We start from the raw sequence: 12,429 nt of genomic DNA, 5'->3' as shown, positions 1-12,429 counted from the left end.
GACAGCATCGACGGAACAGGCCATCGGGATTCCCCGGTGGCCTGTTCCCGTTTCGCGCCGGACACTTTTGTTCCCTTCTTCGACAAACCCCTTGTGGGGAGCAGGAATGTGACGTAGCGTACTGGCAACCGGTCGTCGAAACGTTTAGACGACCGGCAGCCGGAGGATCTCCTCCGGCCCCCGCACCAGCAGACATCGGAGTCGGCATGGCCAATATCCACGACGTCGCCCGCGTCGCCGGTGTGTCCATCAGTACCGTCTCCTACGCGCTGAGCGGCAAGCGGCCCATCGGCGAGAAGACCCGCCGGCGCATCGACGAGGCGGTGCGGGAACTCGACTACATGCCCAACGCCGCCGGTCGGATGCTGGCCGGGACGAGGACGCGCATCTTCGCCCTCACGGCACCCCTGAGGAGCGACACCTACGCGCCGGCGCACATGGCGTTCGTGCTGGCAGTGGCGACGGCGGCGAGGAAGTACGACTACGACGTCCTCCTCCTGACCGAGGACGAAGCGACCGACGGCCTCCACCGGGTCTCCTCGAGCAGGCTCGTGGACGGGATCATCGTCCTGGACGTCTCCCTCCATGACGAGCGTGCGGACCTCGTGCGTTCGCTCGGTGTCCCCGCAGCGCTCATCGGCGTGCCGGCGGACACGGAGGGGCTGGTCTGCGTGGACCTCGACTTCGAGGCCGCCGCAGCACTGGCGGTGGACCGGCTGGTCGACGCCGGGCACCGGTCGCTGGCCCTTCTCGGCCATCCCCCGATGGTCTACGAACGCGGATCCAACTTCCCGATGCGGTTCCGCGACGGCTTCCTGCGCAGGGCGGCGGACCGGGGCGTCCGCGCATCCTTCTCGATGGTCGAGAAGGATGCGCCCCACGTCCGGACCGCGCTGGCCGGCGTCCTGGACGCTGATCCGGCACCCACCGGCGTCGTCGTGCACGCCGACGAGGGCGTCCACAAGGCGGTCCTCGAGGCCATCGCGGCGCGCGGGCTGTCCGTCCCGGACGATCTCTCGGTCATAGCGGGGGTGCCCACCTTCGATACGTCCGGCTTCACGCCACCGCTGGACGCCATCCCGCTGATCCCGGCGGATTCCTGTACCCGTGCGGTCGAGCTGGCGGTCCAGCAGCTCGACGGCACCGTCGAACCGCGCGTCGAACTCGTCGCGCCGAAATACCGCGACCACGGTTCGGTCGCGGCACCCCGCCCGGGCAGCTAGCGCCGGCGTCATCCACCTATCGGTTCCACCCGACGCGGCACCCCACGGCCGTTCGTCGAAACGTTTCGACAGAAGCGCCCGTCCCCGTGACGGACGACCACTACAAGGGAGTAGGCATGAACAAGAGCAGATTGATCCTGGGGGCCGCCTTCACGGCCGCCGCACTCACCCTGTCGGGATGCTCCGGCTCCGGCTCGGACACCGGATCCGGCGGTGAGGGCGACACCCTCAAGCTGTGGCATTTCGAGAGCGAGACCAGCGCCATGGGAATCGCCTGGACCGAGGCCATCAAGATCTTCGAGGAGGAGACCGGCGCGACGGTCGAGTTCGAGGAGCGCAGCTTCGAGCAGATCCGTTCGACGGCGAGCCAGGTGCTCAACTCGGACGAGGCCCCGGACCTCCTCGAGTACAACAAGGGCAACGCCACAGCAGGCCTGCTGTCCAGCCAGGGCCTGCTGAGCAACCTCGACGACGCCGTGGAGGAGTACGGCTGGGACGACAAGCTCGCCCCGTCCCTGCAGACCACGGCGAAGTACGACGAGCAGGGCATCATGGGCTCCGGTAGCTGGTTCGGCGTCCCGAACTACGGCGAGTTCGTCGAGGTCTACTACAACAAGGACATGTTCGCCGAGGCCGGCCTGGAGGTCCCCACCACGCTCGACGGGTTCGAGGACGTGATGCAGGCGTTCACCGACCAGGGCGTCACGCCCATGGCGGAGTCGGCGGCCGAGTACCCGCTCGGCCAGCTCTGGTACCAGCTCGCCCTCACGCAGGCCGACCGCGGCTGGGTCGAGGACTACCAGCTCTACACGAACCCGGTGGACTGGCAGGGCGAAGAGGTGTCCTTCGCCACGGAGACGGTCAAGGACTGGACGGACAAGGGCTACATCTCCACCAACGCCACGGGTTCGACGGCGGAGGACGCCGGAACGGCGTTCATCAACGGCACGAACCCGATCTTCTTCTCGGGCAGCTGGTGGCACAACCGGTTCACCACCGAGGCCACGGGCTTCGAGTGGGGCACGTTCCTCTTCCCCGAGGCGGAGCTCGCCCCGGGATCCGCGGGCAACATGTGGGCCGTGCCGGAGAACGCCGCGAACAAGGAGCTCGCCTACGAGTTCATCGACATCACCATGCGACCCAAGATCCAGAACCTCATCGGCAACAACGGCGGGGTCCCCGTCGCCGCCGACCCGGCCGACATCACGGACGAGAAGAGCTCGGAACTCATCGCGAACTTCAACCAGCTCACCGAGAAGGACGGCATCGCCTTCTATCCCGACTGGCCCACGTCCACCTTCTACGACGAGCTGAACGCAGGCCTCCAGGAGCTCCTGAACGGCACGATCTCGCCGGAGGAGTTCCAGGAGCAGGTCGGCGGGCAGTACCAGAGCGGCGTCGACGACATCGTCGGCTAGTTCCCCGCATCCGTCCGTGCCGCCGGTCCCCGTTCCCGGACCGGCGGCGCGGACGGCACCCCGCCTGTCCCCGCCCTCGGAAGGTGCAAGCCCATGGCGATCGCAACCCGGTCGAAGGAGCGCGCCCAGCGCTCCACCGCCACCCCCAGCCTCATCCCCGGCTCCCGCAGCAGTTCCTTCTGGTTCTACCTGCTGCCCGGCCTCGCCCTGCTCACGCTCATCATCGTGGTCCCGCTGCTGTGGAACGTCTACCTGACCTTCACCTCGTACCGCGGTATCCGCCCGCCGGAGTTCATCGGCCTCGAGAACTGGGTGGAGCTCTTCGGCGACACCACGTTCTGGACCTCGTTCCGCAACTCCGTCGCCATGATCGTCGCGATGGTGGTGGTGCCCACGCTGCTGGGCCTCGTCCTCGCCGCGATGCTGTTCGACCTGATCGGCCGGAAGTTCGGTGGTCGCGTGGCGAGCTTCCTCCGCGCCACCTATTACCTGCCGCAGATCCTGCCCGGTGTCATCGCGGCCATCGTGATCGGCTGGATCCTCCGGCCCGAGAACGGCGCCCTCAACCAGGTGCTCGCCGCCGTCGGGCTGGGCGGCCTGCAGAGCAACTGGCTGGGCAGCCCCGAGACGGCACTCCCCAGCATCATGGTGATCATGGTCTGGGTGCAGCTGGGCTACCCGGTGGTGATCTTCATGGCGGCGCTGCAGCGCGTGGACCCGGAACTGTACGAGGCCGCGGAGCTCGACGGCGCGAACTGGTTCCAGCGCTTCCGGGCCATCACCGTCAGCATCATCCGGCCCGAGATCTTCGTGGTCACCCTCACGTGCGCCATCGCCGCACTCAAGGTGTTCGGTCCCATCTACGCGCTGACCGGCGGAGGACCCGGCAGCTCGACGATCGTCCCCGCCTACTACGCCTACAGCGAGTTCTTCCAGTCCCAGCAGGTGGGCTACGGCGCCACGATCGCCACCGCGCTGACGGTCGTCATCGCCGTCGTCAGCATTCTCTTCGTCCTCGTGCAGACGAGGCTCGAACGCAGCGAGGAGGCACGCTGATGGCCATCACCGAGACCACAGCAGGGAAGACCGCACGTGAAGCGGTCCAGGAACCGCCGCGGCAGCGACGACGCAGCGGGCGGGCACGCAAGACCGCCGGCGACTGGGTGATCCTCGCGGTGGCCGTGCTGATCGGGCTGCTCATCGCCGTCCCGTTCCTGCTCATCCTCGCCAATTCGTTCAAGTCACCCACGGACTACGCCTCCGGCGGGCCGCTCTCGCTCCCGTCGTCGCTCTACTTCGACGGCATCACCGCGTTCTGGGAGCGCGTCGACTTCCCGCGCAAGCTCTGGAACAGCTTCTTCATCAGTTCCGTGGTGGCGGTGCTCGCCGTCGGGATCTCCATGTTCAACGCCTTCGCCCTGGGCATCGGACGCGTGCGGGGCCGGACCTGGCTGGTGCTGCTGATCCTGCTCGCCAACATGCTGCCGCAGGAGGTGCTGCTGTACCCGCTGTACTTTATGTTCCGGCAGGTGGGCCTCTACGACAGCCAGTGGGCCGTGATCATCATCTTCACCGTCATCCAGAGCGCGTTCGGCACCTATCTCCTGGCCTCGGTGTACGGCACCTTCCCGAAGGAGCTGCTGGAGGCGGCGTCACTCGACGGCGCGAGCCGCTGGCAGATCCTGTGGCGTGTGATCTTCCCGATCTCGCGGCCGACCCTGAGCGTGCTGCTGATCTTCTTCTTCATCTGGACCTGGAACGAGTTCCTGATCCCGCTGACGTTCCTCGTGGGCAACGACAACCAGACCGTCCCCGTGGCGATCACGGTCCTGCAGGGGGACCGTCTCATGGACGTCACCACCACCAGCGCCTCCGCCCTCCTCGGGCTCCTTCCCACTCTGATCTTCTTCCTCATCTTCCAGCGCACCCTCACCCGGGGCATCACGGCAGGAGCAGTCAAGTAACCATGAAATTCACCGACGGATTCTGGCATGTCCGCCCCGGCGTCGATGCACAGTACGCGCAGGAGGCCTACGACATCGAGGTGGCGGACGGCCGGCGCCTCGTGGTCTCGGCCCCCACCAAGGTCATCGAGCGGCGCGGCGACACGCTCAACCGGGCGCTGCTGACGGTCACGCTCAGCAGCCCGCTCGACGGGATCATCGGCGTGCGCATCGAGAACCACCGCGGCGACAGCCCGCACCGCGGCTTCGATCTCGTCGGTGCGCACGGGGGGACCACCACGGCCACGGCCGCGACGGACGACGGCGGTGGCACCCTGGTGGCGGGTCCGCTGACGGCACGGATCCCCCACGGAGCCCCGTGGGACCTGTCCTTCGAGGCCGACGGCCGGACGCTCACCTCGAGCGGGCACAAGTCCGTGGGACGCATGGGCCTCGCACCCGACGCACCCGTCACCACCGAACCGGTGGGCGTCGCGGGCGTCGCGCCCACGGGACGCGCGCCCTCGCCGTCGTACCTGCACGCGCAGCTCTCCCTCGGTGTGGGCGAGCTGGTCTATGGGCTGGGGGAGCGCTTCGGTCCCCTCGTGAAGAACGGGCAGACGGTGGACATCTGGAACGCCGACGGCGGCACCTCCAGCGAGCAGTCCTACAAGAACGTGCCGTTCTACCTGACCAACCGCGGCTACGGCGTCCTCGTGAACCACCCCGAGCACGTCTCCTTCGAGGTGGGCTCCGAGTCCGTCGAGCGCGTGCAGTTCTCGGTCCCGGGGGAGGTGCTCGAGTACTTCGTGATCTACGGGCCGACGCCGGCGGACATCCTCGAGCGCTACACGCGCCTGACCGGTCGCCCCGCACTGGTGCCCGCCTGGTCCTACGGCCTGTGGCTGTCCACGAGCTTCACCACCGACTACGACGAGGCGACGGTGACGAGCTTCGTCGACGGCATGGCGGAGCGCGACCTCCCGCTGAGCGTCTTCCACTTCGACTGCTTCTGGATGCGGGAGTTCAACTGGACCGACTTCGAGTGGGATCCGCGGGTCTTCCCCGACCCGGTGGGCATGCTGAAGCGGCTGCACGACAAGGAGCTGCGGGTCAGCGCCTGGCTCAACCCGTACATCTCCCAGCGGTCGAAGCTGTTCGACGAGGCGGCCCAGGAGGGCTACCTCGTGCGGCGCGAGGACGGCACGGTGTGGCAGTGGGACATGTGGCAGGCGGGCATGGGCCTCGTGGACTTCACGAATCCCGGTGCGACGGCGTGGTTCCAGGACAAGGTGCGCACCCTGCTCGGCCAGGGCGTCGATGCGATCAAGACCGACTTCGGCGAGCGGATCCCGCTGGGGGTGCAGTGGCATGACGGCACCCCCGCGGAGACCATGCACAACCTCTATCCCCAGCTCTACAACCGCGCCGTCTTCGACGTTCTCGAGGAGGTCCGCGGGCAGGGCGAGGCGGTCCTGTTCGCCCGCTCCGCCACCGCCGGCGGGCAGCAGATGCCCGTGCACTGGGGAGGCGACAACTCGTCGTCGTTCGAGTCCATGGCGGAGACGCTGCGCGGCGGGCTCTCCCTCGCGCTCAGCGGCTTCGGGTACTGGAGCCACGACATCGGCGGGTTCGAGGGCTCACCCGATCCCGCGGTGTTCAAGCGGTGGGTCGCCTTCGGCCTGCTCTCGAGCCATTCACGCCTGCACGGCTCCACGAGCTACCGCGTCCCGTGGGCCTTCGACACCGGCGACGAGCCAGAGGGCCAGAGCGCCGTCGAGGTCACACGGGCCTTCGCGCGGCTGAAGCTGTCCCTCATGCCCTACCTCTACGCCGTCGGCGCCCAGGCCCATGCGACGGGCACGCCGTTCATGCGACCCATGCAGCTCGCCTTCCCGGAGGACCCCGCCGTCGCGCACCTGGACCGGCAGTACATGCTCGGCCCCGACCTGCTCGTGGCTCCCGTGTTCTCGGCGGACGGCGCGGTCGAGTACTACCTCCCCGCGGGGACCTGGACGCACCTGCTCACGGGCGAGGTGGTCGCGGGAGGAGGCTGGCGGCGTGAGACCCACGCATTCGACAGCCTGCCGCTCTGGGTGCGGGAGGGGGCGGTCCTCGTCACCGGCAGCACCGACCACCGGCCCGACTACGACTACCTCGACGACCCGCTCGTCACCGTGTACCCCGGTGCCGCCGACGGCAGCACGGCGCGCGTGGTCACGCCCGCGGGGGTCGAGGGCGGGTTCCGTGTGTCCCGCTCCGCGTCCGGCTACCGCGTCACGGGCCCTGACGGTGTCCCCTTCCGGGCACGCCTGGCCGGAGGAGCACAAGCACGGTCCGACGGCGGAACCGTGGAGCTCGGGGCCAGTAGCATCGGAGGGTGAAACCGTTTCTCCTGCTGGCCACGCGTGCCGAGAACTACGCGGCCGACGCCGAATACGCGAGCTTCCTGCGCTACGGCGGCCTCGCCGGGAAGGACCTGAGGCGCATCCGCCTCGAAGCCGGGCCCCTGCCCGAGCTGGACCTCGCCGACTACTCCGGCATCTTCCTCGGGGGCAGTCCCTTCAACTCGTCGGATCCCGAGGAGTCGAAGAGTGCCGTGCAGCGGCGGGTGGAACGCGAGCTCGGGGGGCTGCTCGACCGCGTGGTCGCGGCGGACTTCCCCTTCTTCGGTGCGTGCTACGGCGTCGGCACCCTCGGCAGGCACCAGGGAGCCGTCATCGACTCCACCTACGCGGAGCCGATCGGTGCCATCGAGGTCACGCTGACCGCGGACGGCGCGGCCGACCCCCTGCTGGCAGGTCTGCCGACGTCGTTCGCCGCCTACGTGGGACACAAGGAGGCGTGCAGGACGCTGCCGGAATCGGCGGTGCTGCTGGCGTCGTCGGACACGTGCCCCGTGCAGATGTTCCGCGTGCGGGAGAACGTCTTCGCGACCCAGTTCCATCCGGAACTGGACGTCGAGGCGCTCGTGGGCCGCATCAGCACCTACCGCCACGCCGGATACTTCCCCCCGGACCAGGCGGACGAGTACATGGAGCGGGCGCGCGCCTCGGTGGTGGACCAGCCGGAGGCCATCCTCCGTGCCTTCGTGACGCGGTACGCGCGGGACTGAACCGCGGCGGGGAGTGCCCGTGCGTCGTCGGCCGCCGCCTCACGATGCCGGACGGCTCCGAGGGGCGGCCCGGCCACGACCGGGCAGCTCGATGGGAGCCGGCTGTGCGGCGATCCTGCCCCAATACTGAGGGTCGTCGCCCACCCTGCCGACCTACGATCGGAGGGTGGGGGATCAACGATGATGAAGGCGGCGGGTCGCGCGTGGGATGCGCAGGACGCGCGGCAGGACCGGGCGCAGCCGGCGGCGGAATCCGCCGAGCTGTTGCGCCAGGAGCTGAGGCGGGCGCGGATCGACCTCGAGCTCTTCGAGCGCAACCGGTCCCGGAGCGAGGCGGCATCTCCTCCTCCGGTGAGTGTGCCGGTGCGCGGGCGGTTCCCCGGTGCCCCCGGTCCGACGCGTGGCGTCGGCGTCGGTCTCTGGCTCATCACGTTCTACCTGCTGCTCGTCGCGCTCGCCCACGGCAGCCCGGACGCGGCCCCCGGCCCCGACTCCTCGAGGGCATCCACCTCGGTGGTGCGCGCCTGGCAGCTGGACGGCTGACCCCGGACCGGTGCTCCCTGTCGTGCGTCGGTGCCGCGGAGTACTGTCGGAGGACATGCCGCGCACGGCGAACAGAAGAGGTAGCTGCCATCGGTTCCAGCACGAGCACCCGACCGGCACGATCCACGGTCCCGGTCGTCCCTGCTCCCGGCGAGAAACGCCACCACCAGGTGCTCATCATCGGTGGAGGCAACGCCGGCGTGTCCCTGGCCGGGCGCCTGAACCGCTACCGGGTGAAGGACATCGCGGTGATCGAGCCGAGGAGCCACCACCTCTACCAGCCGCTCTTCTCGCACATCGCCGGCGGCACGGCGGATGCCTTCGACGCCGTGCGGCTGCAGTCCGCTGTGATGCCCAGGGGCGTCACCTGGATCCAGGACAAAGCCACCGACGTCAGCACGGGAACGAAGACCGTCCTGCTGGAATCCGGTTCGGCCGTCACCTACGACCACCTCGTCGTCTGCCCCGGGATCCAGAACGACTGGGCGGCCATCCCCGGGCTGAAGGACGCGATGGAGGGCCCGTACGGGGGATCGAACTACGAGTACGAGCTCGCTCCGAAGGCCTGGAAGCTCTTCCGGGAACTGACGAGCGGCACCGTGGTCTTCACCCAGCCGCCGGGACCCGCCTCCTGCGACGGTGCCGCCCAGAAGCCCATGTACCTCGCGTGCGACTACTGGCGGCGCACGGGCGTCCTGCAGGACATCCGGGTGGTCCTCGTGGTGTCCACGCCGACGATCTTCGGCATGGACATCATCGACGAGGAACTCACCCGGAAGATCGACGAGTACAGGATCGAGGTCCGGTACAGCACCGAGCTCGCGTCCGTGGACCCGGAGGCCCGGACGGTGGTCCTCCGGCCTTCTCCCGACGGCTCGACCGGCGCTCCCGGCTCCACGGGCGGTTCCACGGGCGGTTCCATCGAGACGATCCGCTACGACGTCCTCCATGCCGTGCCGCCGCAGTCCGCGCCGGAGTGGCTCAAGACCACGGACCTGCCGGCGCCCGGCAGCCGCGGAGGCTTCGTCGAGGTGGACCCGGTGATCCTGCGGCATCCGCGCTTCCCCGACATCTGGTCCCTCGGGGACGCGGCGTCGACGCTCAACTCGAAGTCCGGAGCGGCTCTGCGGATGCAGACGAAGGTCCTCGCCAAGAACCTCAAGGCCGTGCTCAGGGGCCGCAAGCCCACCATGCAGTACAACCACTACTCGGCGTGCCCCTTCGTGGTCAGCCGCAACACCGTGGTGTTCTCCGAGTTCGACGACAAGTACTCGCCGATGCCCACGGTGCCCGGCTGGGACAACCTCGCCCGCGAGCGGCGGCTGACCTACATCCTCGAGCGGGTCGTGCTGCCGCAGGTCTACTGGAAGCTCATCCTGAAGGGGCGTGCCTGAGCCGAGGCCGGACGGCGCCGTTGGAGGGCGCCGGTGGACGGCACCGCCGGTGGACGGCGCCGCCGGTGGACGGCACCGGTGGACGGCACCGCCGCTGGACGGCGCCGCCGGTCCCGGCCGGGCAGGACGTTCCACCGTGCTCTGGACAGGGGTGCCCGCGCCGATGAGGATCGGTGCATGGACCTCACACCCCAGGAGACCGTGCGGCGGTTCGTCCGCGCATTCCAGGAGCAGGACCGGGCCGCAGCGGAGTCGCTGATGGCGGACGGCTTCGACTTCACCAGCCCGCAGGACGACCACCTCGACAAGGACGCCTGGCTGGAGCGGTGCTTCCCGTCGGCGGATCATTTCGATAGGCCGGCGGTGACCCTCCAGCTCACCGAGGTCGGCGGCGTCGTCCTGCACCGGTACGAGTACGACGTCGACGGCCGCACCTACCGCAACGTCGAGGCGAGCCGTGTGCGCGACGGCCTGGTGCACGAGGTGGAGGTGTACTTCGGGGGAGCCGTCCGGCGCTTTGGCACCACCCCGGGCTGAGTCCGCGCTTCGGCGATCGGGACCTCTCCGGCTGAGTCCGCACTTCGGCGATCGGGACCTCTCCGGGGCGGTTGTCACAAAGCAGCGGTGAGCGGTGTCTTGTCGGTGTCAGCAATTCCTGAGGAAGCGAGGCATCATGTCCGGGACGGTACGTGCAGTGGTGGTCGGCGGCGGCTATGCCGGGGTGATGGCGGCGAACCGGCTGGCGGGGAGCAGACGGGCACACACCCCCCTCGAGGTGACCCTGGTCGACCCCGCACCCGGGTTCACGGAGCGGATCCGGCTGCACCAGCTCGGTGCCGGCCGGCGTGCATCGGCGGACGTGCCCTGGACGGACGTGCTGAACCCCCGGGTACGCCACCTGCCGGCCCGGGCGCTCCGCATCGACGCCGACCGACGCAGCATCGGGCTGGCGGGCCGGGAGCCCCTGAGTTTCGACTGGCTGGTGTACGCGGTGGGCAGCGGCGAGACATCGACGTCCCTGTTGTCGGTGACCAATCCCGAGGCGGCACGCGCCACCCGCACGGCGATCGGCGAGCTCCGCCCGGGATCAGCCGTCACGGTGGCCGGGGCCGGTCCGACCGGCGTCGAGGTGGCCTGCGCGGTCGCACTGGCGAGGCCCGACCTGCACATCACCATCGTGTCGCCGTCGGGCCCGGTGCATCCGCTCACGGGACATCCCGCCGTGGGCCGCCGCCTCCGGCGCCTGGGCATCGCCGTCGAGAGCGGGTCGGTCGACCGGATGACGGGAGCGATCACCACGGGGGAGGGAAGCCGCCCGGCGGCCCCCGCCACGATCTGGACGGCCGGGTTCGCCGTACCGTCCCTCGCCGCCGACAGCCGGCTGCCCGTGGCCGGCGACGGACGACTGCTGGTGGACGGGACCCTCACGGTGCCCGGACACGAGCGCATCCTGGGAGCCGGTGACGCCGTCTCCGTGGCAGGACCGGCCGCTGCGCATCTGCGGGCCTCGTGCGCGACTGCCCTCCCGCTCGGCGCCCATGCCGCGGACTCCGTGCTCGCCCGCCTCGGCGGCCGCGAACCATCGGCGATCGACCTGGGGTACGTCCTCCAATGCCTCGACCTCGGGTCGGCGCAGGGGCACGTGCGCTTCGTGCGTCCTGATGACTCGCCCCGCCCCTGGGCGCTGGCGGGACGGGCCGGCGGGTGGACCAAGGAGCAGATCTGCAGGATGACCGTGGCCTGGCTTGCGGGGGAGGCTTCGACACCGGGTTCCTACCGGTGGCCGGCGGGCCCGCGCCTGCCCGTAGGCTGAGGGACGTGGCCCCTTCGACGGAGCAGGACGAGCTGTTCACGACGCACCGGTCGATGGTCTTCGCCATCGCCTACGAGATCCTCGGCACGCGTGCCGATGCCGACGACGTCGTCCAGGAGACCTACCTGCGCTGGGCGGGGGTGGACCTGGACGGGATCCGGTCACCGAAGGCGTACCTCGCGACGATCGCCGGGAGGACCGCCCTCAATGCGCTGCGGACGGTGGCCCGGCGCCGGGAGGATTACCCCGGGCCGTGGCTGCCCGAGCCCCTGGTGACCGACGGCGAGGGCCCGGAGCAGCGACTCCTGATGAAGGAGCAGCTGACCTATGCGCTGTCCGTACTGCTCCAGCAGGCCACACCGGAGCAGCGGGCGGTCTTCCTGCTCCGGGACGTCTTCGGGCTGCCCTATCCTGCCATCGCCGAGGCGGTCGGCAAGACCCAGGCGGCGGTCCGGCAGATCGCCCTCCGGGCCCGGACGCGGCTCACGGCCGCCGACCGAACGCCGACCGTCGCCGAGGACACCGCCCTGGCGCTCACCGCCTTCCTCGACGCCGTCGCGACGGGCGACCTCCAGGCGTTGATGGACGTCCTGGCTCCGGACGCCGTGCTGTTGTCCGACGGCGGCGGGAAGGTCGTCGCGGCCCGCAAGCCGATCGTGGGAGCAGGGGCCATCGCGGCATTCCTGCTGAGGATCGCGCTCACGCCGACGCCGGACCTGACCGTGGTCATCGGTCCGCTCAACGGTGGCCCGGGGATCCTCATCCGTTCCGGTACCCGCCTGGAGCTGACCGTCGGCGTGGCGGTGGACGGCCGGGGCAGGATCACGGGTGTCTACCTCGTGCGCAATCCCGACAAGCTGCGCGAGCCGGCGATGCCCGAGCCGGTGGGACGTCCATCACCTCTCCCGCGCTAGTCTCGAGGTGGGCGGCGGCTGTCCGGCCGCGGCTCGTGCAGACGGTCGACGCCGGGCGGCGAGCGC

The 12,429-nt window shown here is 69.7% G+C and carries 11 protein-coding genes; all 11 read left to right on the top strand.

Annotation, left to right across the window (positions count from 1 at the left end; all coding sequences use genetic code 11):
• The first annotated feature begins 206 nt into the window (after positions 1 to 206).
• The 11 genes from AC0Z9V_RS11685 (at position 207) to sigJ (ending at position 12,363) form a co-directional block, all read left to right on the top strand.
• On the top strand, positions 207 to 1,223 hold the full coding sequence (locus AC0Z9V_RS11685) for a LacI family DNA-binding transcriptional regulator (protein WP_485141613.1): 1,017 nt from the start codon (positions 207 to 209) through the stop codon (positions 1,221 to 1,223).
• 116 nt (positions 1,224 to 1,339) lie between these two features.
• Positions 1,340 to 2,641 carry an ABC transporter substrate-binding protein gene (locus tag AC0Z9V_RS11680; RefSeq protein WP_485141612.1) on the top strand — a complete coding sequence of 434 codons (1,302 nt, stop codon included), beginning with the start codon at positions 1,340 to 1,342 and terminating at the stop codon, positions 2,639 to 2,641.
• 93 nt (positions 2,642 to 2,734) lie between these two features.
• Positions 2,735 to 3,697, top strand: coding sequence for a carbohydrate ABC transporter permease (locus AC0Z9V_RS11675; RefSeq protein WP_133082862.1), 963 nt, complete (start codon positions 2,735 to 2,737; stop codon positions 3,695 to 3,697).
• Positions 3,697 to 4,605: a carbohydrate ABC transporter permease gene (locus tag AC0Z9V_RS11670; RefSeq protein WP_485141611.1), complete on the top strand. Its 909-nt coding sequence runs from the start codon at positions 3,697 to 3,699 to the stop codon at positions 4,603 to 4,605. Before AC0Z9V_RS11675 ends, AC0Z9V_RS11670 begins: the two co-directional genes overlap by 1 nt.
• Before the next feature lie 2 nt (positions 4,606 to 4,607).
• Positions 4,608 to 6,968, top strand: a complete 2,361-nt coding sequence (gene yicI, locus AC0Z9V_RS11665; RefSeq protein ID WP_485141610.1) for an alpha-xylosidase — start codon at positions 4,608 to 4,610, stop codon at positions 6,966 to 6,968.
• The gene (locus AC0Z9V_RS11660) at positions 6,965 to 7,699 is read left to right on the top strand and encodes a glutamine amidotransferase (RefSeq protein ID WP_485141609.1); all 735 of its coding nucleotides are present in this window, start codon (positions 6,965 to 6,967) and stop codon (positions 7,697 to 7,699) included. Before yicI ends, AC0Z9V_RS11660 begins: the two co-directional genes overlap by 4 nt.
• Positions 7,700 to 7,879: 180 nt before the next feature.
• The gene (locus AC0Z9V_RS11655) at positions 7,880 to 8,242 is read left to right on the top strand and encodes a hypothetical protein (RefSeq protein WP_485141608.1); all 363 of its coding nucleotides are present in this window, start codon (positions 7,880 to 7,882) and stop codon (positions 8,240 to 8,242) included.
• 170 nt (positions 8,243 to 8,412) lie between these two features.
• Positions 8,413 to 9,636: an NAD(P)/FAD-dependent oxidoreductase gene (locus AC0Z9V_RS11650; protein ID WP_485141607.1), complete on the top strand. Its 1,224-nt coding sequence runs from the start codon at positions 8,413 to 8,415 to the stop codon at positions 9,634 to 9,636.
• Between the two features lie 177 nt (positions 9,637 to 9,813).
• Complete coding sequence (locus AC0Z9V_RS11645) at positions 9,814 to 10,173, top strand: nuclear transport factor 2 family protein (RefSeq protein WP_485141606.1); 360 nt, start codon at positions 9,814 to 9,816, stop codon at positions 10,171 to 10,173.
• Between the two features lie 136 nt (positions 10,174 to 10,309).
• A complete protein-coding gene (locus AC0Z9V_RS11640) occupies positions 10,310 to 11,449 on the top strand; it encodes an NAD(P)/FAD-dependent oxidoreductase (protein ID WP_485141605.1) in 1,140 nt (379 codons plus the stop codon).
• 5 nt (positions 11,450 to 11,454) lie between these two features.
• Positions 11,455 to 12,363, top strand: a complete 909-nt coding sequence (gene sigJ / locus AC0Z9V_RS11635) for an RNA polymerase sigma factor SigJ (protein WP_485141604.1) — start codon at positions 11,455 to 11,457, stop codon at positions 12,361 to 12,363.
• The last annotated feature ends 66 nt before the right edge of the window (positions 12,364 to 12,429 follow it).

The organism is Arthrobacter sp. UYP4 (genome assembly GCF_057291175.1).
This window is presented reverse-complemented; position numbering and strand designations above follow the sequence as displayed.

Coding starts and splice junctions, on each gene's coding strand:
- yicI (WP_485141610.1), top strand. CDS start 4,608: ATGAAATTCACCGACGGATTCTGGCATGTCCGCCCCGGCGTCGATGCA.
- AC0Z9V_RS11640 (WP_485141605.1), top strand. CDS start 10,310: ATGTCCGGGACGGTACGTGCAGTGGTGGTCGGCGGCGGCTATGCCGGG.
- AC0Z9V_RS11685 (WP_485141613.1), top strand. CDS start 207: ATGGCCAATATCCACGACGTCGCCCGCGTCGCCGGTGTGTCCATCAGT.
- AC0Z9V_RS11670 (WP_485141611.1), top strand. CDS start 3,697: ATGGCCATCACCGAGACCACAGCAGGGAAGACCGCACGTGAAGCGGTC.
- AC0Z9V_RS11675 (WP_133082862.1), top strand. CDS start 2,735: ATGGCGATCGCAACCCGGTCGAAGGAGCGCGCCCAGCGCTCCACCGCC.
- AC0Z9V_RS11655 (WP_485141608.1), top strand. CDS start 7,880: ATGATGAAGGCGGCGGGTCGCGCGTGGGATGCGCAGGACGCGCGGCAG.
- AC0Z9V_RS11680 (WP_485141612.1), top strand. CDS start 1,340: ATGAACAAGAGCAGATTGATCCTGGGGGCCGCCTTCACGGCCGCCGCA.
- AC0Z9V_RS11645 (WP_485141606.1), top strand. CDS start 9,814: ATGGACCTCACACCCCAGGAGACCGTGCGGCGGTTCGTCCGCGCATTC.